19 protein-coding genes are annotated in these 25,744 nt (G+C 61.6%); 7 read left to right on the plus strand and 12 right to left on the minus strand.

Going from position 1 to position 25,744, the window contains the following annotated elements; translation table 11 throughout:
* Window positions 1-342: 342 nt before the first annotated feature.
* Complete coding sequence (locus NG895_RS15105; RefSeq protein ID WP_252853348.1) at window positions 343-1,752, plus strand: bifunctional enoyl-CoA hydratase/phosphate acetyltransferase; 1,410 nt, start codon at window positions 343-345, stop codon at window positions 1,750-1,752.
* Window positions 1,753-1,766: 14 nt separating this feature from the next.
* Here NG895_RS15105 and NG895_RS15110 read toward each other — a convergent pair whose 3' ends face one another.
* Window positions 1,767-2,873: a CobW-like GTP-binding protein gene (locus NG895_RS15110; protein WP_252853350.1), complete on the minus strand. Its 1,107-nt coding sequence runs from the start codon at window positions 2,871-2,873 to the stop codon at window positions 1,767-1,769.
* Between the two features lie 136 nt (window positions 2,874-3,009).
* Between NG895_RS15110 and NG895_RS15115 the strand changes: the two genes are divergently transcribed.
* Both NG895_RS15115 and NG895_RS15120 read left to right on the plus strand, forming a co-directional pair.
* Window positions 3,010-3,528, plus strand: coding sequence for a hypothetical protein (locus NG895_RS15115; protein WP_252853351.1), 519 nt, complete (start codon window positions 3,010-3,012; stop codon window positions 3,526-3,528).
* A gap of 202 nt (window positions 3,529-3,730) precedes the next feature.
* Window positions 3,731-6,910: a sigma-70 family RNA polymerase sigma factor gene (locus tag NG895_RS15120; protein WP_252853352.1), complete on the plus strand. Its 3,180-nt coding sequence runs from the start codon at window positions 3,731-3,733 to the stop codon at window positions 6,908-6,910.
* Window position 6,911: 1 nt separating this feature from the next.
* Here NG895_RS15120 and NG895_RS15125 read toward each other — a convergent pair whose 3' ends face one another.
* On the minus strand, window positions 6,912-9,074 hold the full coding sequence (locus NG895_RS15125; protein ID WP_252853353.1) for a serine/threonine protein kinase: 2,163 nt from the start codon (window positions 9,072-9,074) through the stop codon (window positions 6,912-6,914).
* A gap of 306 nt (window positions 9,075-9,380) precedes the next feature.
* Between NG895_RS15125 and NG895_RS15130 the strand changes: the two genes are divergently transcribed.
* Window positions 9,381-9,917, plus strand: a complete 537-nt coding sequence (locus tag NG895_RS15130; protein WP_252853354.1) for a pyridoxamine 5'-phosphate oxidase family protein — start codon at window positions 9,381-9,383, stop codon at window positions 9,915-9,917.
* 171 nt (window positions 9,918-10,088) lie between these two features.
* A complete protein-coding gene (gene carB / locus NG895_RS15135; RefSeq protein ID WP_252853355.1) occupies window positions 10,089-13,379 on the plus strand; it encodes a carbamoyl-phosphate synthase large subunit in 3,291 nt (1,096 codons plus the stop codon).
* Window positions 13,380-13,388: 9 nt separating this feature from the next.
* Here carB and NG895_RS15140 read toward each other — a convergent pair whose 3' ends face one another.
* The 10 genes from NG895_RS15140 to NG895_RS15185 all read right to left on the minus strand — a co-directional run bounded on the left by NG895_RS15140 (window position 13,389) and on the right by NG895_RS15185 (window position 22,975).
* Window positions 13,389-14,528: a glycosyltransferase family 4 protein gene (locus NG895_RS15140; RefSeq protein WP_252853356.1), complete on the minus strand. Its 1,140-nt coding sequence runs from the start codon at window positions 14,526-14,528 to the stop codon at window positions 13,389-13,391.
* A gap of 29 nt (window positions 14,529-14,557) precedes the next feature.
* Complete coding sequence (locus NG895_RS15145; RefSeq protein WP_252853357.1) at window positions 14,558-15,166, minus strand: class I SAM-dependent methyltransferase; 609 nt, start codon at window positions 15,164-15,166, stop codon at window positions 14,558-14,560.
* Window positions 15,167-15,211: 45 nt separating this feature from the next.
* Window positions 15,212-16,168 carry a glycosyltransferase family 2 protein gene (locus NG895_RS15150; RefSeq protein ID WP_252853358.1) on the minus strand — a complete coding sequence of 319 codons (957 nt, stop codon included), beginning with the start codon at window positions 16,166-16,168 and terminating at the stop codon, window positions 15,212-15,214.
* A gap of 48 nt (window positions 16,169-16,216) precedes the next feature.
* Window positions 16,217-17,464 carry a polysaccharide pyruvyl transferase family protein gene (locus NG895_RS15155; RefSeq protein WP_252853359.1) on the minus strand — a complete coding sequence of 416 codons (1,248 nt, stop codon included), beginning with the start codon at window positions 17,462-17,464 and terminating at the stop codon, window positions 16,217-16,219.
* 67 nt (window positions 17,465-17,531) lie between these two features.
* Window positions 17,532-18,983, minus strand: a complete 1,452-nt coding sequence (locus NG895_RS15160) for a Coenzyme F420 hydrogenase/dehydrogenase, beta subunit C-terminal domain (RefSeq protein WP_252853360.1) — start codon at window positions 18,981-18,983, stop codon at window positions 17,532-17,534.
* A 51-nt stretch (window positions 18,984-19,034) separates the two neighbouring features.
* On the minus strand, window positions 19,035-20,573 hold the full coding sequence (locus NG895_RS15165) for a lipopolysaccharide biosynthesis protein (protein ID WP_252853361.1): 1,539 nt from the start codon (window positions 20,571-20,573) through the stop codon (window positions 19,035-19,037).
* A gap of 50 nt (window positions 20,574-20,623) precedes the next feature.
* On the minus strand, window positions 20,624-21,286 hold the full coding sequence (locus NG895_RS15170; protein WP_252853362.1) for a hypothetical protein: 663 nt from the start codon (window positions 21,284-21,286) through the stop codon (window positions 20,624-20,626).
* Window positions 21,287-21,691: 405 nt separating this feature from the next.
* Window positions 21,692-22,252, minus strand: coding sequence for a KdsC family phosphatase (locus tag NG895_RS15175; protein WP_252853363.1), 561 nt, complete (start codon window positions 22,250-22,252; stop codon window positions 21,692-21,694).
* A gap of 116 nt (window positions 22,253-22,368) precedes the next feature.
* Complete coding sequence (locus NG895_RS15180) at window positions 22,369-22,725, minus strand: hypothetical protein (RefSeq protein WP_252853364.1); 357 nt, start codon at window positions 22,723-22,725, stop codon at window positions 22,369-22,371.
* Window positions 22,726-22,795: 70 nt separating this feature from the next.
* Window positions 22,796-22,975 carry a hypothetical protein gene (locus NG895_RS15185; protein WP_252853365.1) on the minus strand — a complete coding sequence of 60 codons (180 nt, stop codon included), beginning with the start codon at window positions 22,973-22,975 and terminating at the stop codon, window positions 22,796-22,798.
* A gap of 461 nt (window positions 22,976-23,436) precedes the next feature.
* On the opposite strand from NG895_RS15185, the gene NG895_RS15190 reads away from it, so the two are divergent.
* Window positions 23,437-23,661 carry a hypothetical protein gene (locus NG895_RS15190; protein ID WP_252853366.1) on the plus strand — a complete coding sequence of 75 codons (225 nt, stop codon included), beginning with the start codon at window positions 23,437-23,439 and terminating at the stop codon, window positions 23,659-23,661.
* 262 nt (window positions 23,662-23,923) lie between these two features.
* Window positions 23,924-25,702, plus strand: a complete 1,779-nt coding sequence (gene ilvB / locus NG895_RS15195; protein WP_252853367.1) for a biosynthetic-type acetolactate synthase large subunit — start codon at window positions 23,924-23,926, stop codon at window positions 25,700-25,702.
* Window positions 25,703-25,744 lie beyond the last annotated feature (42 nt).

The following is a 25,744-nucleotide window of genomic DNA, read 5'->3' on the forward strand; positions in this document are numbered from 1 at the left end:
CTGTCGACAAGTTCGGCAACGATGGTTCACCAGCCGGCAGGCGTTGTCGCGAGGCCGCCGGGCGTGGCGGTACCAGGTGTATCATCGAGCAGCCATCAAGCTTGAGGTAAGCCGCAGATCGATAGGCGACGCTTGCCCTTGCCACCGTGCCGACTTCGGGCCGATGTGGAACGACAATTGCCGCTCTAGTTCCCGCAACTCGAGCGGCGCGCATTACCGCGGCAATTGGGCCTGCGCCTACGGCTGAGCGTGCGGAAACGCCCGCTGGACAGCGACAAATTAGCTCCAGGAGGAACAATCAGTAGGGAGACGACGGCCGCCAGTACTTTGGGGAGTAACGAAATGGACGGCAAGAAAGAACTCGTGAACGTGACGTTCGACGAGTTGAAGATTGGGCAAAGCGCGAGTTTGACGCGCACCCTCACGCGGCAGGACATCCAATTGTTCGCCATCTTGTCCGGCGACGTGAATCCGGCTCACCTGGATGAGTCGTTCGCCGAAGACAGCATCTTTCGGGGCGTCGTGGGGCACGGCATGTGGACCGGCTCGCTGATCTCTGCGCTTCTAGGCACGGCATTGCCGGGGCCTGGCACGATTTATCTGAACGAAGAGCTGGCGTTCAAGAAACCGGTGCGGCCTGGCGAGACCATTCGCGTCGAAGTGTCGGTCAAAGAAAAGCACCCCGAGAAGCACATCGTCTTGTTCGAAAGCCGCTGCACGAATGCCCTGGGAGAAACGGTGGCTACGGGCACGTCGACCGTTATTGCCCCCGACCGAAAGATCCGCCGCCGACGGCCCGAACTGCCAGACGTGCAGTTTCACTTTCACGATCGGTTCCGCGATCTGATCGATCGCTGCGAGCAACTACCGCGTATCAAAGCAGCGATCATTCATCCCGTTTCCACGGTGGCTATTCAAGCGATGGCCGCCGCGGTGAACGAGTGCCTGATCGACCCGGTGTTGATTGGTCCAGCCGATCGCATCCGCCAGGCGGCTTCTGCCGCGGAGGTGGATATCGACCGGTTCGAGATTGTCTCCACCGAACATAGCCACGCGGCGGCGAGGTTAGCGGCGGAGATGGCCGCCAACGGAAGTGTATCCGCGATGATGAAAGGCAGTTTGTCGACCGACGAACTGATGTCCGTCCTGGCGCCGCCGTCGGTGGGTTTGCGTACCGAACATCATGTCAGCCACGTTTACGTGGTGGACGTGTCCAGCTATCACAAGTTGCTGCTCATCACCGACGCAGCGATCAACATCTCGCCTACGCTCAGCGAAAAGGCGGACATCTGTCGTAACGCTATTGCGTTGTGGAGAGTGATGGCGGGCGAAGACGTGCATCCCAAGGTGGCCATCCTGGCGGCTACCGAAAAGGTGCGACCCAACATGCAGGCGACGGTCGACGCCGCGTGCCTGTGCAAGATGGCCGACCGGCATCAGATCAAACACGCCCATATCGATGGCCCGCTGGCACTCGACCTGGCGATCAACCGGGAAGTGGTGCAGCAGAAAGGCATCACCTCGAAAGTGGCGGGCGACGCCGACATCCTCGTGGCGCCCGACATCAATTCGGGCAACATGGTGGCCAAGCAACTCACCTTCCTGGGCCACGCCGCGGCGGCTGGACTGGTGCTGGGTGCGCGGGTGCCGATCATCCTGACGAGCCGCTCCGACACCAAACGGGCGCGGCTGATGTCGTGGGCGCTGGCGGTGCTCGTGTCGGAAGCCCGGCGGCAAGGTCAACTGAAGTAACCGAGAGCGGACGTTTAGCCCATTTCGACCAACCGCTGCGATGAATCGGGGCGACCGGGGTGGTAGCTGCTGGTTTCGCCGAACGCCGCGCGGCCACCGAACTCCTCGGCTACCGCGCCGACTGCGGTGCGAACCTCCTGCTCCAACAACTCTTGAGCCACTGCCACCCGGGCGTTGACGATCAGTTCGATGTCGGTGGCCGCGGCGTTCGCCGGCTTCGAACGCTCACCCGGGCGGCGATTGTCCTCCAAACTGGCGACCGAGATGCGTCCTTCGGCAAAGCCGATGATCTTCAGTTGTGCAGTCTCGCTTTTGAACTGGTCGAGACGGCTCCGCAGCCTGCCGACCAGCGCCGTGAGCAGATTGTCGACATCGATAGGCCGCTCGGCCTTCACCCGGCAACGGCTATTGAGCCACCCGAGCTCCGGCTCACTGGCGGGATAGACGTCGAAATCGACAACCGCTTCTCGCCGCGCCGCAGGCGCCTCGCGTTCGATCTGCGAGACCAGTTCGCCGAAGCCAGTGCCGGTCTTGGCCGACAACCGCACCAGGGCACGGCCGGGACAGAATTGTTCGATCCATTCGGCGAGCTGCTTCACGTCGGCTGGCGCAAGCTCGTCCACCCGGTTGAGCACCAGGTAGTCGGCCTCTTCCAGTTGCTTGCCCAGCAGGCACTCGACGTCGTCCGACTGCTCGTCACCTGAGATTCCAGCGAGAATCTCGCGGACTTGGCTGGGCTTCAGCAGTACGCCATACGGGGCGACCTCGAACTGCTCGGCATAGTACCGCTCGAGCGGGCGAATGACCGTGGCCACCAGGTCGAAACAACTGCCCAGCGGCTCGGCCAGGATGATATCGGGGCGATCGGCTTCGACTAACCTGCCGATGGCGGCCGTCAGATCGTCAAACCGGCTGCAGAAGCAAGCGCCCGACACCTGATCGACGGCCAGGCCCTGGCCGGCAAACAAAGGCGCCTCCGCCGTAGCGGCCGCCAAGTGGTTGGTGATCACCGCGACCCGCAGGCCTTGGGATTTATAGTGTCGGGCCAATCGGCCGATGGTGGTGCTTTTGCCAGCGCCGGAACAACCGCCGAGCAAAATGAAGCGTATCGGGGAGGACATAGGTAGCAGGAGGGGACAGGAGGGCAGGCCTGTTGCAGAATCTTTACTCTAACCACCGTGGCAGATTGTGTCACGGACCATCACAATGGATTTTCCGATCGGCCCTGGAAACCAGCTCTTTCTGTGTCGAGGCAATATGGAAAACACCCCGAAGCCCACCGGTTGGCTCCCCCGCTTCACACTGCGCGAATTGCTGCTGGCCACCGTGGCCATCGCGGCCGTGGTGGCGCTGTTCGTCCAGCGGAGGCCGTTCGATCAGCACGCGATGCTGCAGTCGCTCGATCCCCATGCGCTCGTCACGCAGATCTGCAGCGACCAGGGCATCGAACTTCAGAACACGTCCAGCCAACACGCGTCCGGAGTCGTGTTCGGCGGAGGGTACTACCTCGAATCGGACACCGAGTTTTCCGAGTTGAGTTTTGCCGATGCCAAGACCAAAGTGATGCCCAAAGTGCTCGCGAACCTCCGCGAAGCAATCGAGTCCGACGGTGGAGACATCACCGGCCACGGCGTGGCGGGCTCCGACGACCAGTCGGAGGTCACCAGCTTCTGGTTCCAGTATCGCCGGGGTCCCATCCGCGGGGTCTCGCGTGGTTACGTGTTTGAACTCCCCAGTGGCGGCTCGCGCATACTGATCCTGATGGACGAGTACTGATACCTGCCCAGGTGGAGACTGCTTCCTGGCTCGGCAATCGACCAGAACCGCTAGCATGGTCGGCCTGCGAGAAATAATTCATGAAAAAACCGGTCCGCTCGGGAGCCAAAACCCTCTAATCTGGTAAGCACCACTTGTTCGCCTCACTACGGCCCGTAGGTTTCCCTTGTCTTCACTCCCGGCCCATAACGAAACAACCGCCATGCCGGCGAAAGCCGCCGGTCGGCCAATCGCGGCCACCGATGGCGAAATGTTGTTGCGGTTCGCTCGCCACGGCGACCAGGGGGCATTCGCCCAGTTGGTGGAAGCCCACGGACCGCTGGTATGGAGTGTCTGCCGGCAGGTGCTCCACCACCAGGCGGACATGGAGGACGCCTTTCAGGCCACGTTCATGATCCTGGCCCGCCGGGCGGGCGATATCCGCGCCAGCGACTCGGCGGCGGGTTGGCTGTACCGGGTGGCACATCGCACTTCGGTGGCCCTGGCCCGTAAGAACAAGTCGCGTCCCGAAGAGCCCTTGAATGGCCACGACTTTGCCAGCGGCGACGACGATCCGCTGGAAATGGTGCACCGCCAGCATGCCGTGACGGTGCTGGTAGAAGAACTCCGCACGCTGCCGGCCCGCTACCAGGAGCCACTGGTGCTGTGCTACCTGGAAGGCCACACGCGAAGCCGGGTGGCGGAGATGCTCGATCTGACGACCGCCACGATCAAAGGACGACTGGCGCGGGGCAAGCGGATGCTTCGCCACCGCCTGGCCCGGCGGGGCGTGGCGCTGTCGGTGGCCGCAGGCATTGCGGCGGCCACGGTCGAAACGGCCAAGGCCTCGGCCGCCGAGGCAACGCTCACTGCGAGCACCACTGCGGCCGCTAGCGAGTTTGTTACGAAGGGATTTGTTACTTCCGGCGGTGGCGCGTCGCCCACTGCCGTTTCGCTTGCACAACAAGGAGCGTCCGTGATGTTCTATACCGCCCTGGCCAAGCCCGCACTGTCGGTCGCTGCCATCGTTGCCATGGGATTAGTCGCCGCGGCGGCGAAGGACGATCGCCCCCAGCAGTCCCGCGTGCCCTCCTCCGGAGTGTCGCTAGTCGCATCGGCCGACGCCGGCCAGGCAACCGATCCCCTCGTGGCGACCGAGGTCGAAATCGAGGTCACGAAGAATCCATCGGATGATGTCGGATTAGAGCCGGCCGGATTGGACCCCGATGACCAGATCACCGGTCCGCCACAGCCGCCGACGAATGTCGATGTGCAGCCGCCTTCGGTACCGGAGTCGCCAGAACCTCCCACGACGTTCCCCCCAAAACCTGCGGCTCCCGCCGCGGGCTCGAAGCAGCCGTCCGTGCAGGTGGAGATTGCGACGATCGACGGCTCCGACGAAGACATCATGGTCTTTCGAGGGGACCAGGACGCCGTGAAACGCATCCAAGGGCGGATGATTAAGATGTTCGACAAACCTCCGACGCCCACCGCCCCACCACTGTTGGCTGCTGAGTCCCGCCCCCGTCAAGTAGATCCGCCGGATGTTGACCATGACATTCGCGTCCCAGACATCAACGTCACGGCGCCCGTTCAACCGAATTTCGCCTGGAACCAGTCGGGCGACGACCAGCCTAGCGTTCAAGAGCTGGAGCTCGAGCGGCGGTATTGGGAAACACGCATGGAAGGGCTGGAAATGAAATCCAAAGTCTTCGAAAAGCGATGGGAGCGAATCACAGCGCTGAAGAAAAGCAACCCCGATGTCGTGTCGGACGAAGAGCTTGAAGCCGCCGTCGAGCAGTTGAGTGAGTCGTCGCTGATGCGTGCCGACGCCTACTTGGCCGAGGCCAAAGTGCTGGAGATGAAGCGGAAGATTGAGCAGCGGAAGAAAGAGCCGAACGTGCCGACAAGAATATCGACACCAAGTTATGCCGTTCCACCCCCTCAAACCAACAACACGCAGCCGAGATACGCAGCGGACTACTCGCAACCGAGATACGCGCCGCAGCCGGACCCGGTTTATCGCGATCCCAACGCTCCAACTCCTGCGCAGCTAACCCCGCGGTACGGCGTCCATATTACCCCGGCCGTGCCGACGCCGCACTTGCAGTGGTTGTCCGATTTCGATGAAGCAAGGAAGGTGTCGGAGCAGATGGGGCGCAGAATTCTCGTGCATAATGCCATGCCCTACAGTCAGGAGAACGCTCGGTTTCGGGAGGTGATTGACGGCTCGCCTAACATTCAGTTGTATGTGCATCAGCACTATGTGCCGTTGAGAATCAACCCCTACACGAAAATCAAGACCTTGGAACAACTTCGTGTGGACCGCGTTCCCCCGATGGGCGTGTTCGCCGCCGACGGAAGGCTGCTAAAGGAGTTAACCTTACCCCAACAACCAACGGAGCTTTTGCTAGAACTTCGCTCGGTGGCCGAAGGCGATTCGAGCGGCCAGGCTATCCCGAATCGAACGGCGAAAAAGCCTCGATATCAACGGGCCGAACCAGCGGCTCCGGTCGATCCCGAAGACATGCTGCTGCCGCACGAGAACGTCCGTGTGACAATCACTCAGCAGCGGCCTCGTGAGGGGAAGTGGGTTGTAATCACCACGGTCAACCACCAAGGGTTCATTGCGATCAGCAATGTTGGCTTCGGCAAGGAGAATCTAGGCCAGGTGCCTATCGGTGGCATGGGCCCCGACGGGGCGGCCAAAGTGGTGCTGAGTGTGCTGGCCGATTACTATGGCGAATTTTTCAAGTCGATGGGCTTCGACGTGAAGGTAGAGCGGAATCGGGATATGGGTGAAGCGAAAGACGCCTCCAGTGGGGAAGAGTCGAGCAGCACTTCGCCACCGGCGCCGCCCGCTACCGCTGCCCAAGAGTTGCCTCCTCTACCAGCCGACGCCCCGCCAATCGACGGTGGATTCGAGCTAATGCCCTGGGAAGAGGATGGAAGCAAAAAAGGTAGAAAGCCCGAGGTGCTCTCACCTGGCGACCAGGTGAACATCACGGTCTCGTCACAGAAACCTCCAGGTCAGCAGACTTATTCACTCTTGCTCGATGCTTCGGGGATCATTGATGTCCCACACTCAAATGGCTCCGTCAACATTCTAGGCCCACTGAGTGAAGCGCCGGAGAAGATCAAAGCCGAAATTCGGTCGTTCAACGGCGACCATTTCTTCGACGATATGGGCATCGACGTAGCTGTACAGCCAACGGGAAAAAAATTGGTGTCAAGTTCGCTCGAAAGCGATCAAACGATGCCGAGGCTCTCTCACCCGATAGGAGTAAATGTCGAGAAGCTCGCAGCTGAACTCGAAGCACTCCGCAAGGAGAACGAAACGCTCAAGAAACAAACGCGGGACTTGCCGACGCTCGATCCCGGCCCGCCGTCCCCAGCCGAGTAGCTCACTCGAACAGCATCGTCGCGTCGTTGTCGTCGGTGTGAGTGCTCTGGCCGGTCGACTTGGGCGCGGTGCCGCGCTGGTGGCTACTCCACCAGGCGTCGGCCTTGTCGAGCGACCACTCGCTGGCCTCGGCGCAAGCGTCCAGCATCCGCACCAGGTCGCGGGCCGTTTGCGGCCGCTTGGCCCTGGCCTTCTCCAGGCAGGAGAGGATCGCGTGCTCCAGCTCGGCTGGCACCTGTTGGCCTAGCCGCTCGCTCGGCGGCACCGGCGGCTCGCTGGTGTGCATCTGGCACAGGTCGACCAGACTGCTGGCCTCGAACACAGGATGTCCCGTCACCAGGAAGTACCCCACCGCCCCCACGGCGTACAGATCGCTGCAGGCGTCGACCGAGCCGGGCAGCTGAATCGCCTCGGGCGACATGTACAGCGGTGTGCCGGCCATCGACTCGTTGCCATGCGAGGCTTCCTCCTTGGCCTTCACCAGACCGAAGTCGAGCACCTTCACCACGTCGCTTTCGCCGCCCCGCTGGTTGAGCATGATGTTGGCCGGTTTGATGTCGCGATGCACCAGACCGGAGCAATGCGCTTCGTACAGCGAGCCGCAGATCTGCCGGAGAATGAAGATCGCCCGACCGGCCGGCTGCGGGCCATAAGTATCGACCAGCGTTTGCAGGTTGATGCCGTCGAGAAACTCCATCGCGTAGTAGAACACCCCTTCTGGAGTGTGGCCGAAGTCGTAAATGGCCACGGTATTGGGATGGTTCAGGTTGCTGGTGATCTGCACCTCGCGCTCGAAGCGGCCGATGGACGCTTCGGTCACTTTGTCGGCGTCCAGCAGCTTGATAGCCGTAGGGCGGCGAAGCATCGCGTGGCGGCCGCGGTACACCACGCCCATGGCGCCCTCGCCCAGTTTTTCCTCCAGCTTGTACTGCCCCAACTGCTTGGCTTCGATGGCCGCCTCGCGGGCCTGCCGCTGCAAGCGGGACATCAGCACCGTGAAGACGAAGATCGCAATCGAACTGATCGCCAGCAGCGACAGCAATCCCCAAAACGTCCACTTCAGGATGGTGAGCGGCTTGTAGGCTTCGCTATAGTCCAACTCGGTGCCGACACCAAAGCCGTACTTGTCCAGCCAGGTCCAGGCGCCCACCACCGGAACCCCGCGATAGTCGCGATAGCCCATCACGTCGACGCCGGCGTTTCCTTCGGCGGCCTGCTTAACCATCTCGGTCGGCGGCAGCTGGCTTCGCAGCACCTGGGGCCGGAAACCGGTGGTGATGTTGCCGCCGGGATCGCGAACCAACAGATTCAAGATCGATGGCTCGTTCTCCGGAATCAGCCCGTCGAGCTTCAGGTCGCGATCGAACCGGCTGTTGGAGAGTATCAAGCCGTTCTTATCGAACGCGTAGGTCTCACCCGACTCGCCCATTTGGCCCAGTTGTAGAATGCTGGTGAACTCCGCTTCGGGACGGATCTGCAGTCCCAGCGCGGCAACTACCTGGAGGGTCTGGTCGTCGACGATCGGCGCGAAGACAAACATCATCGGCACGCCCGCGCGAATCTGCCCGTCATCGTCCTGGTGGCTGAGCAAACTCTTGTAAGGACGGGTCACGGTGGCACTGCCGTCGAACACGCGCTGGACCACGTCACTCATATTCGCTGGCAGCGCCAGACCGACCGCTTCCTGGCGGCTGGAGGCCAGCACCTTGTTGCGGTCGACCACCACGAACCCTTCGTAGTCGTGCGAGTCGATGGCCGGGCCCAACAGCTCCCGCAGCTTCTTGGTCTGCTCGTCGTTGGTGGGTGTTGTCGACTCGCCTTCGCCCTGTTGGAGCAAACTGATTGCCGTGTGACGAACATCGATGTCCGCGGCCAGGCTCTCGGCGTTGTGCTCCTGCGCGGTCATCCAGGTCTGCAGCATGGCGACTTCCACATCGCGCAGGGTCTTGAGCTCGCTGGTCAGGCTTTCCTCCATGGTCGCTTCGATGCGACCATCCACCACCCATCCCAGGGTCGTCAGCAGTACCACAGCGATGATGGGCCACGCCCACAACTGCCGCGAAAGAAACCGTCGCGTCCGCGCCACGGTGCCCGCCACGGTCCGCGACGCCCAGGTCATATGGGCGGCAGGCAGTCGCACGGATTGGGAATTGCTTTTGGACATGGGGCAAGGAACGGTCAGAACGAGGCAGTTGCTGAGCCTAGCATTATAGTTGCCCCGCTGGCGGATGCTTGTTTGCGGCGAAAGTTTTGCCACCAGCCTGGTAAACGACTCCTATTTCCGCCTGCCCGGCTGGCGCCGAACGGCACGCGCCCAACCTGAACGCCTGCTGTTCAATCCAGGTCGTGATCCTCGCGGCAAACGGCTCATCTGTCGCCAAATTCGGGCTTGGCACGGCACGTGCGGCTTGGTGAGACGGGGGAGGGAAGACTCCTGCACCATTGCATCCGACCGAAAGGCCTCATACCTATGACTGCCACAACAAGCACGAAGAAGAAACTCGACGAACTGTACGAACTGATCGGGGAAATCGAAATCGCCCTGCTAACCACTCGGCGGGAAGACGGGCTCCTGGTGACCCGGCCGATGGCCACCCAGGATCAGGGCCCGCAGGGAGACTTGTGGTTTGTGACCAACGTCGAAACGCACAAGGTCGACGAGCTGGAAGCCGATCCACATGTCAGCGTTGGATACCTGAATCCCAAGACGTTCGAATGGGTTTCGGTGAGCGGTACCGTCAGGGTTAGCCAGGACCGCGAACGGATTAAAGCGCTGTACCAACCCGACTGGAAGATGTGGTTCGAGGACGAGGGTGGCGAGCGTAACGGTGGGCCGGACGATCCGCGGCTGGCGCTGATCGTCGTGGACGCCGTGACAGCCACCTACTTCAAGAACCCCCACTCGCAGCCGCGAGTGCTGTTCGAGTTGACGCGTGGCCGCGCAACGGGAAAACAACCCGACTTGGGACGGCAGGAACATCTGACCGCCAGCGAACTCGGACGTTAAAAAGACTGCCGCGGGCTCACCCCCCCCGCGGCAGCGTCGCAAAGCGGCACCCGTCGGGCGGTTGAACACCGCTGGCGGGCCGTGGTACCTTGGAGCGATTTTACCCGCTCCAGAATGCCACGCGGCTTGGGATAAGCAGCTTGTTCCCCGGCCCCCAGCCCCCATCAACTGATGCCACGTCGCGACGACATCCACAAGATCCTTATCATCGGCTCCGGCCCGATTGTCATCGGGCAGGCGTGCGAGTTCGACTATTCCGGCACCCAGGCGTGCAAAGCCCTGCGCGAGGAGGGCTACGAAGTGGTGCTGGTGAACTCGAACCCGGCCACCATCATGACCGACCCGGCCACGGCCGACCGCACCTACATCGAGCCGCTCACCTGGCAGGTGGTCGAAAAGATCATCGCCCGCGAAAAACCCGATGCCCTGCTACCGACGCTCGGTGGCCAGACCGGCTTGAACCTGGCCATGGATCTCGAGGCCCATGGCATCTTGGAAAAGTACGGCGTCGAGATGGTGGGCGCGCGGGCCGACGTGATCGACAAGGCGGAGAACCGCGAACGATTCAAGGCCGCCATGGAGAAGGTCGGTCTCGGCGTATGTAAGGGGAAGACGGTCAAGACGCTGGACGCCGCCCGCGAGTGGCTCGACGAAATTGGCCTGCCGGCGATTATCCGTCCCAGCTTTACGATGGGCGGTTCGGGCGGCGGCATCGCCTACAATCGTCAAGAATTCGATCACATGGTCCGGCACGGCCTGGACCTGTCGCCTACCACCGAGGTGCTGATCGAAGAGTCGATCCTCGGCTGGAAAGAGTACGAGATGGAGGTGATGCGCGACGTGGACGACAACGTCGTGATCATCTGCTCGATCGAAAACTTCGACGCCATGGGCATCCACACCGGCGACTCGATCACGGTGGCCCCCGCCCAAACGCTGACCGACAAAGAATACCAGCGAATGCGCGACGCGAGCCTGGCGGTGATTCGCGAAATCGGTGTCGAGACGGGCGGTTCGAACATCCAGTTTGCAATCAATCCCGTCGATGGCCGGATGATCGTCATCGAAATGAACCCCCGCGTCAGCCGCAGTAGCGCACTGGCGAGTAAGGCCACGGGCTTCCCGATCGCCAAGATCGCCGCCAAGCTGGCCGTTGGGTACCGGCTGCACGAACTGCCCAACGACATCACCCGCGAAACCACGGCCTGCTTCGAGCCGTCGATCGATTACGTGGTCACGAAGATTCCGCGGTTCGCGTTCGAAAAATTCCCCGACGCCGACGACAAGCTCACTACGCAGATGAAGAGCGTGGGCGAGACCATGGCCATTGGCTCGACGTTCAAGGAGAGTTTCCAAAAAGCGCTACGGGGCCTGGAGGTCGGCGCGCATGGCTTTGGCTGCGACTCGAAAGACTTGTGGTACAACGCCGATGGCTCCAAAGGCGACACGCGGCCCGACGAGGAGGAAATCCGGGCCAAGCTGCAATCGGCCGGCCCCGATCGCGTGTGGTACATCCGCTATGCCTTCAAGCTGGGGATGGGGGTCGACGAAGTGTTCGAGCTCACGGGCATCGACCCATGGTTCCTCGACAACTTGATGGAGATTGTCGAAACCGAAAACGAACTGCGGGCCATGGCTCGGCAGGCCGGGCCCGAGCCATTCGACCTGTCGTCGCTCACCGACAACACGCTCCGCACCGCCAAGCGGCAGGGTTTCTCCGACCGCCAGCTAGCGACGATCCTCGACTCCACGGACATGCAGGTGCGGGAAGAACGGTTGAAGCGGGGCATCCGCGCGGCGTTCAAGTCGGTGGATACCTGCGCCGCCGAGTTTGAAGCCTACACGCCCTATTTCTATTCGACCTACGAGGACGAAGACGAAACGCCGGCCAAGTCGGATACCAAGCGAATCATCATTCTCGGAGGCGGACCAAACCGCATTGGCCAGGGCATCGAGTTCGATTACTGCTGCTGCCATGCCAGTTTCGCGCTGCGGGAGCTGGGCATCGAGTCGATCATGGTCAACTCGAACCCCGAGACCGTCAGTACCGACTACGACACCAGCGACCTGTTGTTCTTCGAGCCGCTTACCGTCGAAGACGTGCTGAACATCTGCGATCGGGTGCAGCCCGATGGGGTGATCGTGCAGTTCGGTGGGCAGACGCCGCTCAATCTGGCACGCGAGCTGACGAACGCTGGCGTGCCGATTATTGGCACCAGCGTCGACGCCATCGAAGACGCCGAAGATCGCGACAAGTTCCACCAGCTCATCAAGCGGCTCAACCTGAAGCAGCCGCCCGGTGGCATCGCCCAGACGATGGACGAAGCCCGTCACCTGGCCGAGCAAATTGGCTTCCCGGTGTTGGTGCGGCCGAGCTTTGTGCTGGGTGGCCGAGCGATGGAGATTTGCTACGACAACGCCCAACTCGACCAGTTCGTCGTCCAGGCGTTCATCGCCGCCGAAGGCCAACCGGTGCTGATCGATAGCTTCCTGGAAGGCGCCATCGAGGTGGACGTCGACGCTGTGTCGGATGGCGAAACGGTGATCGTGCCGGGCATCATGGAACACATCGAAGAAGCCGGCGTGCACTCGGGCGACTCGGCCTGTGCCATCCCGCCGTACAGCCTGCCCGGTCCCGTGGTGGCGGAAATTCGCGCGGCTGCCGTGGCCATCGCCAAAGAGCTGAACGTACGTGGCCTGATGAACGTGCAGTTTGCCGTGCAGGACGACAGCGATGGCCGGCCGCAGGTGTACGTCATCGAAGTGAACCCCCGCGCCAGCCGCACGGTGCCGTTCGTGGCCAAGGCCACCGGCCTGCCAGTGGCTAAGGTGGCGGCCAAGGTGATGGCCGGCGTGTCGCTGGCCGAGCAAGACGTAACCAAGGACCCTATTCCGCAGCATGTGAGCGTCAAGGAAGCGGTCTTCCCGTTCATCAAGTTCCGCGGCGTCGACGTGGTGCTCGGCCCCGAGATGCGTTCGACCGGCGAAGTGATGGGCATCAGCCCGCGGTTCAGCATGGCGTTCGCCAAAAGCCAACTGGCGGCCGGCACTGTGCTGCCGAGCGAAGGCAAGGTGTTCGTGAGCGTCGCCCCCAAGCATAAGGCCCAAGCAGTGGACCTGGCCCAGCGGCTGTCCGCGATGGGCTATGGCCTCTTGGCCACCCGCGGCACGGCCGACGCCCTGGAGGCAGCCGGCATCAAGTGCGAACGGGTGAAGAAACTGAAGGAAGGCCACCCCAACCTGCTCGACTTCCTGGCCGACGAAGACGTCGCCCTGGTGATGAACAGCCCCGTGGGCAAAGGCGCTCGAACCGACGAAGGCAAGATCCGCGCTGCCGCGGTGGCCGCCGGCGTTCCGTGCCTGACCACCATGGAAGCCGCGGAAGCGGCCACCAAGGCGATGGAGGCCCTCCGCGAAGAAGAGGTGCAGGTGGAAAGCTTGCAGGAACGGTTTGGGCTGTAGGGCGACGCTTCAGGCAAACAAGCTGTTGTAGGCCGCCATGGTCTCCTCGCCCATGCGATCCATCAGGTAACGCGTGCGGCCCCGCTCGTAGGCTGCGTGCCGCATCGTCTTCAGCCGATCGGCATCGCGGTACAGTTGGATGATTCGCTCGGCCAGGGCCTCCGCGTCGCCCGCGGGATAAAGCATCCCGGTCTGGCCATCCTGTACCAACTCGGGCGTACCGCCCGTGGCCGAAGCGGCCAGCGGTAATCCATCGACCATGGTCTCGCACACCCACAAGCTACACGGCTCGGGATCGATGCGGCATTGCAGTCCCAGATGGTAGTCGCGATGCCGCTGCCTGAGATCGTCGCAAAAGCCCTTCAATTCGATGTGCTGCTCGGCATCTGCCTGACGGATGGTGTCGCGCAACTGGTCGGCGTAAGCATTGTCGTCCACTGGGCCGCCATAGATGTCGAGCCGCACGTCGCAACCCGCATCGCGGGCGGCAATCACGGCGGCCACCGCCGAGTGGTGCCCCTTGGAATGCTCCAAACGTCCAGCCACCAGGCACCGCATGGGAGGCGGATCGGGCACCTCGTGAAAGTCGGCCACCGGCATCGCCGCATTGTGTATGGTCCGCATGGGCACGCTGGAACCCTTCCAGTTGCCGGCGATGAAATCGCTGGCCGGCAGTAGCAGGTCGGCGCCCCAGCGAGCCAGTCGATGATTGAATCGCCGACTCATTCCCCCCAAGCGACCAGGCGACGAGTTGTTATTGATCTGCCAGACCGATTTATAGCCATCCTCTTTCAACATTCCGGCGACCAGTTGCTCGGTCAAGCGATGCGTATGTACCACGCGGATATCCTGGTCGGCAAACGGCGCGTGCAACTCGTCGGCATGCTTGCGGGCCAGATGCAGGTGACGCCGATAGTCGCTCATCGCCCGTAGCAGGTTCTTGCGAATGGCAAAGCGGTCGGTGCTGTCAATCAACACCGTACGCGCATGGTTGGCCGAGAGCCACTCGTACAGATCTCCACGCCCAAACGAGACAAACACCATGTCGGGCCAGTGCTGCGCGTAGAGCCGGGGAATCGTAGCGATACCGTACCGCTCCTGGCCGTTGACCAGCATCGCGACGTTGGTGGGAGTAAGGGGCGTATTCATATTCGAATGCATGGCTCGGCTGCGCGCACCTAGGTGCTTTTCAGTTGAAGCGCCCATTGGGCGGTCGGTTCGTCCTGCAGGATCAGTTCGTAGTCGCTGGCTTCGACAAACTCGCGAACCGCGACACAGACGCCATGATGTCGGTGGTTGGGATCGGGTCGCCAATCGTCACCTGCAATCACGCCCGTGGGTTTCATCTTCGACACCAACAGGTCGAGCTCGCGCTTGGTGTGTTCGTATTGGTGAGAGCTGTCGATGTAGACCCAGTCGAAATAGGCATCGTCGAAACGCGGCAGGATGAGCGTATCGTCGTCGATGTGGACACGCACGGTGCCGTTCTCTATCTCTTTTTGCCAGCGCTTCAGAATCCGGCGCACAGCGTCCACGGTGCTTGGCTTGCCGCTGGCCCAATCCCAGATTCCTGACAACTGGAACCAGGGGTCAATCAAGTGCAATCGCTGCGGGCGCATGTGTTCCATCAAGAGCTCTGAGAACAGTCCCTCGAACACGCCCAGTTCCGCCGCCACGCCATCGCGAGGCAGCAATGGGCGAAGCAACTCGATCCGCGCTTTCGAACGCCGCATCTCATGCTGGCGACGACGATAGTTCTTTAACCAGTTCTTCGTGTTTTCGATCATTCGTAAACTTCAGACTAAGTTTGGGGGGACCACTTGTTGGATGGGCTAGGCATCCGGGTTCAATGCCCCTTTGGGTTTTGGCTTGGAAAGCTGTTGGATCTTCCTGCAACTACTGACCACGGGATACCCAAGCAGGTATTTCCACCGTCGCTGGCGTACGTGCCACCAAAAAACGCGTTTGTAGAACTCCCAGCCCCGATCGAACCGCCCTGCCCTGGTCATCTGGTTCGAAGCCACACGCGCCCAGAAGGATAGAATCTGGCGACGATGCGGCAGGTATTCGTCGCCGCCGGGGTAACGTCCCGCGAGTTCCTGGTCGAGCAGCCACATCCGGCCCTGATAGGCACTATCAGTGCCCAGGGTGATTTGTCCCGGATGGTAACGCCGGGCGAAGGTAATCGGCGACTCAATCACCACATAGCCTGGAGACAGACCGCATCGCACAAAGAAGTCGACGTCTTCGCCGTTGCGAATCTCGCCGGTGAACCCGCCCGTGGCCTCGAACACGTCCCGGCGAACGGTCAGACGATCGGTAGCCAGCAGCGGCACGGCCATTCGCGATTCAAACAGGCTGTTGTACCTCTGCCAGCGCGCTTCGCCGGTCGGTATGTCCGACAGTTCGGCGGCCGTTTGTACTGGCTGGGGAACTCCGACCAGGACGCTGGGGTGATCGCATTCGGCAATAATCCGAGCGTAAGTGGACAGCGCCCACGGGGTCAGCATGTCGTCACTGTCCAGAAACGCCAGGTAGGCGCCACGGGCATGCTGGCAGGCCAGATTGCGGGCTGGCCCCGGTCCGGCGTTGGCCTGCCGGAACACCTGCACCCGGGATCCGTAGTGCTGCTCGATGAACTCGGGCGTACCGTCGGTCGAGCCGTCATCCCCCACCAGCACCTCGCACTCGCCTGCGTAGTCTTGGGCGAGCGCGGAGTCCAACGCATCCTGCACCAAATGGCGCCGATTGAAGGTGGGGATGACAATGGAAAACAGCAACTCGGGCATCGAAGTAGTAGGATTGAGCAGTCGGACGAGGTTGTCGCAGTGGGGAACCTATTTGTTGACCAATTGGGCGAACAGGTCGTAGTTCTTGTGAGCTTCGGCGCGGACCTCATCGATCTTCGACGCCAGGCTTTTCCGCAGATCTTCGCGGGAAGCCCACATCTTTTTCAGCGAAGCGATGGCCATTCCGTCTTCATGCTTCAAGTAGTCTTCAAATGGGATGATGGCGCCCCGGTCGGCGGCGTCGCCTCCTAGCAAATCGCCAATGATGCCATCGGCTTTTACTGAATAGCGCACCACCATGGTGGGCGTGGTGGTCGACAATCCGGCAATCGCGGCGTGCATGCGTTCGGCAATCACCGCATCGGAGGCCTTGATCAACCCTTTGAACTCCGCCGCCGTGTGGTCGCCCCAGGCCACGGCCATACCGGAGCAATCGCCAACCGCATCCATCAATCGGTCGCACAGGAACAAGTCGTTGTTGTGGGGACGCATGTCCTGCACGTGCGGAATCAGCAGCAATTGGGCTTGCATCTCCTGGGTGATGTAGCGAGCCAGCTTGGAAAGCGTTTCCAAATGGCGTTCGGCCGATTCCTGGCTGCTGCTATTCAGTCCGACGAAGTTGGAAATGCCCTGACTGACCGCCAAGGCGATGGTCGGCCCGGCGGGATCGATGCCGTATCGAGCCTGCAGCTGGCTAACGCGTTCGTCGCTGGCCGGTTCCAGTAGAAACGCCGGGTCGGCCGTCTGCACGACGCGTGCCGGGTCGAGTTTCAGGTCGTCGATGCAATAGTTGAAGGAGCGGCTTTCGCGAACCGTGATCAAGGCCGCGTGCTTGGCGATGTCGACGAAGGGTTGCCGCTCCTCCTCCTTCGTAAACGGTCCGATGGAGTGAGCCAACAAGGCAAAGGGAACGCCGTAGTGGTGCGCCACCTTCAGTGGCTCGACATGCATCCGCAGGTCGCCGTAGTCGGAGGAGAATGTGTCGCCCCCCGTGGCGATCAGCAACGACGAATTCTTGATCGCGCGGTGGGCGACGGCTTCCCTTCGCACCAATCGCGGTGTCCAGCGGGCTGCCAGGCGGCGTACGGTCAGCGAACCCATCCGACCGAGGAAAGGATCGGAGATCACCTTCGAGTCGCTCAAGAATGCCCGTCGAGAATCGTACTGTGGTTTGCCCGACAGCAGCACTACCTGATGCTCGGGTAGCACCCGATGCAACTCGGCCACGGTCGGCGCCACCAACGCCTCGACTCCCCGGTTAAACAGACCAATGCACCCACTAATGACAATCGACATTTCTATTCCAAGCTGCTGCTGAATTATCCTGTTAACCTTCCAAAAGGACGAACTGGGGCCGCCCTTGCTATTTCTGACCGCCGCCATCGCCTGGTGACTTGAAAAACGACTTCGCCAGCCGACTCAGTTTCCGGCGGATGCGTAGCCACAACCCGCGGCGCGAGAGCCGCTGGTGGGCGGTTACCAGGGGGTCGATCTCGCTGAGAAACGTCTGGAAGCTGCCAACCTGTTTGGCATGCACGAAGGCCGCGCGGCACCGGTCGGCTAATTGTACTCGCACGTCCATGATGCGCCGGCGCTGCGGTGGCAACGCGTGGGCGTCGGGTTGCACCCGCTTTTGGGGGCTCCACTCGCCCCGCTGCTCTCGGGCCCACAACCGGTATGCCAGTCCCGGCCGCCGATGGCGAAACCCCGCTTCCTGAGAACGGTACACGTCTTTGGTGGAAAGCGGCTTTCCCTCGATCTCCCCATTTTGAAACGCCTGGGCGACCAACTCCGCCAACCGCTGGTTCCGCACCACCACCACGTTGGCGCCGCGTGGATCCAGCCGGTACTCGTCCAGCCAGGCGTCGCCGAAGGAGATGTCGGCCGTTTCGCCCACCACGTCGTCGCACAGATCGCAGGCCAGGTACTTGAACATTCCCAGGCCCCAGTTCTTGGTCGCCAGGCCCTGCATCGGATGCTCCAGCGTCTCGCCCGACTTGCTCGTCAACTTCACACCGTACTGGCTGGCGGGGCGATCGTACAGCTTGTGGCGAAAGTCGATGGTCTCGAGCTCGGCAGGTTCGACCCCCAGCTCCCAGGCGATTGCCTCGGCAAACGCACGACTCTTCAAATGGCCGCAAAAAATCGCGATGCAGTAGGCAATGCGGGCGTCGAGTTCGGGGTCCACCAAACAGAGTCGCCGCACCGCCTTCACAAAACAGGGAACCCCAACAAAGGCATACCGCCCAGTGGACCGTCTGACCTCACTGAGTACGGACGACATTTCCACCGGGTAGTACCGCGACTTTGCGCCCGCTCGCACCTCGTCCAGCGTGTGCGAGATGGCGTAATGGAACAACTGCCTTTCGCCAGGCGAATTGGCGGGTTTGACGTGGATCACGCCATCGATCTCCCCCACTCCGAGCAACTTCGCGAGCATCCACGACGTCATCCCCCCCGAACTGCCCGCCGCGCGATAGTTGTTCTTGTCGACCCAGGCGACGTAACAATCGCGGTGGAATCCAACGTACTCGTTCGCGGTAGCGTCGCCGTACAGGCTGCTGCCGATGTCGTCCTCATCGGGTCCTCCGCCCGAGAAGGGGCAGACCTGGGCAAACGCCTCGCGATTGGTATCCGTAGGCTCAACCTGTTGGCCGCCGATGGCCTGATACTCTCCGTAGTCATTCATCTCGATCTGATACAGCTCCGGCATCGCCGCAGCGCACGCACCACAGCCAATGCACGCACTGTGCTGGACCACCTGCAGGGCGTCCTGGGCGATAGGCAAGGCGTTGGAATGTCGGACGTCGGGCATATCAGGCGGAACGATCGAGGCGGGGCTGTGGTACTCGATATCGTGAAAATATTAGCTGGTCGGAGGATTTGTGGGGGACGCCGAAGTAGTCGTACCACGCCCCCGCAGTAGCCGACGGAACTGGCTGAGGTAATCCGTCGAAACGGCGATATAAGTTGTCACAATTGATATGGCGATACCGGCCGTAACGATCGTGGCGAGGAGCAAGCCACGCTGAATGGTCATCCAATGGGCCACATAGCATGCGGCTGCCACAACAAGCGACACCAGGGTGGGCTCGAGCAGCGAACGCCACAGGTCGCCAATGGTGACTGGCCCCCGCCGGCCGGCCACCCAAAACAAACTGGGCAGCGAGAAGCTCAGAAACACCACGCCATATCCCAGTGCCACGCCGGCTGGGCCAAAGGGTAAGCCTACGCAGAACGCGGCAACGGTCAGCACCGAATTGACGATGCTCCATCGCAAAAACTCCGTCGTTCGATCCTGGGTAATCAACAGCCATCCGCAACTGCTGTAGGCGCTTTGATACAGCCCGAAGATCGACAACAGTTGCAACAGCGGAATCGACTTCACCCACTGCGCGCCCAACAGCGTGTAAACCACGATGTCGGGACATACTGCGCAGTAGGCCGATATGGGTGCAGTGAAAGCCAGCATGCCCTTGGCCATTCGCAGATAGGCATCTCGATACTTGGCCGGTTCGTCCAGCAGTCGACTGAGCGTAGACGTGGCAACGCTGCTGAGCGGTGCCATGAAGGTTTCGCGGGGCAAGTCGAACACTCGATAGGCGCGTTCGTACACGCCCAACGCCGCTGCGTTCCACCACCAACCGATGAGCAGGTTGTCGGCGTTGCGGGCAAAGTGGTTGATCGTCGTGAAGCCCGTCAGATTGGCGCCGAATAAGAAGTGCCTACGCGATCCCGCGCCGCGGCGTGGCAGGCCGGGTCGCCAGGGGCACATCAGCCACACGCCCAAGGTGTTGGCGGCGGCCGTGACGACAATTACGACGACCAGCGCCCAATAGTCGTAGGGCTTGCCATAAAATGCCACCGCCCAGGCAATGCCGGCTAGCTTTCCGGCGATCGCGGCAATGATGCGCGTCGTGTTGACGGCCACAAACTGCATGCCCCGCCGCAACAGTGCGCGATGCTGGACCGCCAAACCGTTAAAGAGGAAAGACACCCCCAGCACCGATGTTACCGCAATCAGTCGCGGTTCCTGGTAAAACCAGGCGACCAGTGGCGAAATGACAACCATCACGGCCCCAATGGCCGTTCCCATCAGCGTCCCGAACCAAAATAGGTTGGTCGACTGCTGCCGAGTGAGGTCGCGCTCCTGCACCGCGGCCATGCTCAATCCCGCGTCGACAAACAGACCGGCGAAACGGGTAAACACCACCACCATGGCCATCAAGCCGAAGTCGGCCGGATTCAACAACCGCGATAACGCGGCAATCGATCCCAACGAGACCACCAGCGCAAGGCCCTGCGCAATCATGCTGGCCACGCCGCCGCGCACGGTCTTCAGACCCAACCCTTGGCGCAATTCCGCGCTCGAGAAGTAGTCGATCTTAGGTCGTTCGGGCTTCATCGATGGTACTCAGTGGCGGAGGCCAACGCTTGGCGACGCAGTGATGGGTGTCACCGCGTACGCTTGCCGTTGAAATCGGGATACTCCAGCAGGTAGGCCTTTCCGAGATACGTACTCGACTTGGGATCGAACTTTACCAACACGTACGAGTTGAGCGGCTTCAAGCTCATCACATGTACCATGCCATCGGGTAGCACGCGCCAAGCTCGGCTGTTGGGCTGCTTGTCGCTCGATACCGTGGCGACGCCTCCGGGTGCGAAGGTAATCGTGTCCTTCGCGCCCCAGGTCCAGGTAGTCCCCACCAACTCGCGGGCCAGCTTGCTGTTGTCGACGGGCTCGTCCCCTTCGGGAATCACGGGTTCGTCTTCCAGTTCTTTGAGCACTTCGTCCAACTGGCCGATCGCTTCGAAGTGCGCCCGCGCCTTTTTGTGGTCGCGGTCCAGCCACAGAATCTGCCGCATCGCATCCGTGGCCGCTGCCAGTTCGCCCGCTCGTACGGCGCTGGCGGCAGCCCGCTCGTAATCTCTCACCGCGCTCTTGGCAGCTTTCTGTAACTCACGGCGGTACTCGGCCCTGGCTTTAACGGCTTCGGACAGGAACTCGCTACGTACGTCCTGCACTTCTTCGGCAGGGCTCTTCGCCAGGGCCGTCGCCCCCGAATTGGTCAACACCAGCACGGCCAGCAGTCCCAGGGTGGTTTTTGCGAGGTCCATGATCATCCTTCCTTTCATCGTTCGCTGCCGCGGCGACCAGCGGGGGTGTCGCCCAGGTTTAAATTCGAATGAAGTCTTGTCTCCACCTGCTGCTTGCCCCCGATGTCCCCGAGGCCAACGACCGTCCAGCGCCGCCCCAACACCCGATGCCGCACCTGAAGCCGGCAAATCGCTCACGGAGTGCCACGGCACGGCGGAAAAGGAAATATACGGGGGAAAACTCGATTATACCGCCAGCCGACAGCAGCCGATACGGTTGCGCACTCCCCGTCTGAGAGAACAGGGAGCGGCGGTCGCGGCTGGGCCGATTATGCCAATCGCACGCCTCGCTGGCTCGTCGGCTTCCCCCACTGCCAACGCCCCCGCCGGGGCGATCGAGACCGCAGAAAGGATTGGGCGCACGGGTCACTCGCCCGATTGCTGCTTGCTCCAGCAGACCAGATCGCACAACTGCCGGACCGCGCCGTGGCCCCCCGGGTAGTCGAGCACCAGATCGGCCGCTGGCAATACGTCGGGATGCGCGTCCAGCGGCACCACGCCGCAGGCGGCCGCGCGGAGGCACTCCAAATCGTTTACGTCGTTGCCCATGTAGATGGTTCGCGAAAGCGAGAGACTTCGCTCCGCCAGCCACTCCGATAGCAGCGGCAGCTTGTTGTCGACACCGTGCAGGCACTCGAGGCCCAGCTTGCCAGAGCGATGCATCACAATCGGCACGGGCTCCTTGGACAGCACCAGCAGCGCAATACCGGTTTTCTTGAGTAGTCCCACACCCATCCCGTCGAGCCGGCTGCAGGTAGCCGACTCCCGCCCCTCCTGATCCACGATCACGCAGTTATCGGTAAACACGCCATCGAAGTCGAACACCACGGCGTCCACGGGCTGCGGCAAGAGCTGCGACGCCTGCTGCAGAAACTGCTGGTGCTGTTCGTAACGAGGTTTTTCAAGAAGTCGGGTAAACCAGTGCATTGCGTGGCCGGCGGTGGGGGGATACGGAGAGTGAACGCCTGCAATTTGATGGACGGCGGGGCGTGTGGCTATTGAACGTTCGTTTAGTAGCTACGTGGTGCCCCTATCGACTCCGACTATCCTCTCATGGTCAAGGCCACTCGTAGCAGGTGTAGAGATGCTGCCAGGATCTCCAAAGCAAAAAAGCCATAGAGCGGCAACGCGACAAAATGCCACAGCCCTCGTAATGAAGTCAAAAGCAGCGCGACGCAGATGAATGCACCTACACCGCCAATGACGCTATGGGTTCCGTGGTTTCCAGCATACGTTCCGCTTACCAAGACGATGAAGAACCACAGCACGACCACTTTCCAACCATGCACTTGCACGGCACTTCGCAACAGGCCAACGACACTTGTCGAATCGGCGGGGGGCTTGCCGTTATCAGTAGCAGGCGACCGGTAGGGATTTTTGGCTGAGGGGTCGGGTGTCATCGAAGTTCGTGCGGTTAGTCGACCGTCTAACGCCCATTCATGCTTACTACCAGAGGGCCCACGATGGTAGCTACGCTCGCCAGAGCGTGGAGTAGCTGGCGACCTCGCTTGGCATCTCAGCATTGGTCGCCATGTCGCCCACCGTCTGGCGACGGTAGCTACGTGGAGAGCCATCGTCGTTGGTGGCGCTCCAACGCAGCGAACTCCGTTCTACGGTTTCCCCTTCGCCGCTTGTAGGAATCTTACACACGCTGTGGGACAATGTGGGGTGAGGGGATGGTGTGGGCGAAGTGTCGCGCTGGTGGGTGCGCGGGCCCGGCAATTCGCTTCGGGCGCTGAGGCCTCCGGCTCGCTGGAGGTTAACCGCTCATTGAGGGCGTAAATGGCCACCAACTGAGTTTCCCCCACCTGCGGCAAGCCGAAGTGGAACAACTCCGCGGATACAGGTCGACGACTTCGACGTAAACCACTGAAATACAAGCATTTACAACAAGACACCTGCCCAGCAATGGCCGAGTTTTGCCCCCACGGATCGTTTTGTCCCCACGTGGTGGATTTATCCCCCGCTGTGGAACAATCCACACAGACGGACATCGACGGTGGCGAACCAGCCGGGAAGCGGCACAATGGCTGCAACCTTCGACGCACCCTAGACGATAGAGGACCGAGGAATCGATCGACTTTGCGTACGACGAGGAGGCCAAACCGGCCATGTGGCGTGCATTCTTTCTGGCAGTAGGTGTGTACAGTTGCCTGCTGGGTGTCGAGGCTTTGGCGCTCGACAAGGCGGTACTGAAACCCGAAGTGCAGGGCGGCCAACAGGTGGCGCCCGCTCGGAGTATTTCGCCTCCCGATTGGGCTCCCTGGAGCCTGATGGGCGTGGGTGCCGTGGTAGTGCTGTACTCGTTTACGATCCCCAAACGCGTCGGCGGTTGACCGTAGCCGGATTTGGAACGGTTCCGACCGCCAACCGACCAGTCCGCCTTCTTGCGAACCGGACCACATTCGAGGCCGCCGTTGTTGCCTCGAAATGCGGTTTTTGCAGCCTCATTCGGCCTCGAACTGGTTGCCCAGGGGGTGCGGCTAACTTATCATGAACCGTTTCGCGCCGCCGCGGGTCCTACGGACTATCGGCCGGCTCTCCCCCCAAGTACCCCCCTGACCGGCTTGTCCCTTTCCACTTCACGAGGCAACTACCGTGGCTACAGCAACTTCACCAAAGACTTCCACCGAACTCGTTAGCGGCGCTGACATTTTGGTGCAGTCGCTGGTAAACCACGGCGTCGACACCATCTTCGCCTACCCGGGCGGGTGTAGCATGCCGCTGCACCAGGCGCTGACGCGTTATTCGGACAAGATCCGCACGATTCTGCCCCGCCACGAGCAGGGTGGCGGTTTCGCCGCTCAGGGCATCGCCCGCAGCACCGGCAAAGTGGGCGTCTGCATGGCCACGAGTGGTCCCGGCGCCACGAACCTGGTGACGGCCATTGCCGATGCCAAGCTCGACAGCGTTCCGATGGTTTGCGTCACCGGCCAGGTGGCCACCAAGGTGATCGGCAGCGATGCGTTCCAAGAGACACCCATTGTGGAAGTGTGCCGCGGCATCACCAAGCATCACTACCTGGTGACCGACGTGAACGACGTCGCCCGCGTCATGCGTGAAGCATTCCTGGTGGCTGCGAGCGGTCGTCCCGGCCCGGTGCTGGTCGATATGCCGAAGGACGTGCAGCTCGACAAGTGCGTGCCCGACTACAATGCCGACATCAATCTGCCGGGCTTCGAAGTGGATCTGCCTCACGCCCGGCCTGAGCAAATCAAGCAAGTGGCCGCCGCCATCAAGCGAGCCAAGCGTCCGATCATCTACGCAGGTGGTGGTGTGGTGACAGCCAACGCCTCGGACGAAGTACGCGAGTTGGTCGCGAAGACCGGCATTCCGGTCACGATGACCGTCATGGGCCTGGGCATCTATCCCGGCACCGACGAACTGTCGCTCGATATGCTCGGCATGCATGGCAGCGTTTACTCGAACCTGGCCGTGGACGAAGCCGATCTGTTGATCGCCCTGGGCGTGCGGTTCGACGACCGCGTAACCGGCAAGGTCGAGGAGTTCTGCAAGCATGGCAAGATCGTGCACATCGATGTCGACGCCGCGGAGCTGAACAAGAACAAGCCGGCGCACATTCCCGTGTGCAGCGACGTGAAGTTCGCCCTCAAGGAGCTCAACCAGATTGTCGAAGCCCCCGAAGACATCAGCGACTGGGTGGCCAAGTGCAAGAAGTGGAAGGCCGATGAGCCATTCACGTACAACAAAGAGTACGAGGGCATCACCCAGCAGCACGCCATTCACACGCTGTGGGAGATGACGCACAAGCTCGACCCCGTAATCACGGTGGGCGTCGGCCAGCACCAGATGTGGGCCGCCCAGTTCTATAAGTTCGATAAGCCGCGGACGTGGCTCTCGTCCAGCGGCCTGGGCACGATGGGCTTCGGCCTGCCGGCCGCCATGGGCGTGCAGAGCCAGTACCCCGACCGGTTGGTGATCGACATCGACGGCGACGGTAGCTTCCTGATGAACGTGCAGGAACTGGCCACGCTGGTCTGCGAAAAGCTGCCGGTAAAGGTACTGCTGCTGAACAACCAACACCTCGGCATGGTGGTGCAGTGGGAAGACCGCTTCATGCAGGGCAACCGCGCCCACACCTACCTGGGCCCGATCGACAACCCCGAGTGGAGCGGCCAGGGCGATGGCGTTGGCTCGCTGCACCAGGAAGAGCGATATCCACACTTCGTGACGATCGCCAAGGGCTTCGGCTGCGGCGGCGCGTACGTCGAAAAGAAGTGCGACCTGGAAGCCGCCATCCAAGAGATGATCGACTACGACGGCCCCTACGTGCTGGACGTCGCGGTGCCTTACCAGGAACATGTGCTGCCGATGATCCCGGGCGGTCATACGGTGAAGGATATGATCAAGAAGTAGGCGGCTGATTTCTCGGGTAGCAGCGAGCCGGGTGGCGAAAGC

It is taken from the genome of Aeoliella straminimaris, assembly GCF_024054565.1.
Lineage (GTDB): Bacteria > Planctomycetota > Planctomycetia > Pirellulales > Lacipirellulaceae > Aeoliella > Aeoliella straminimaris.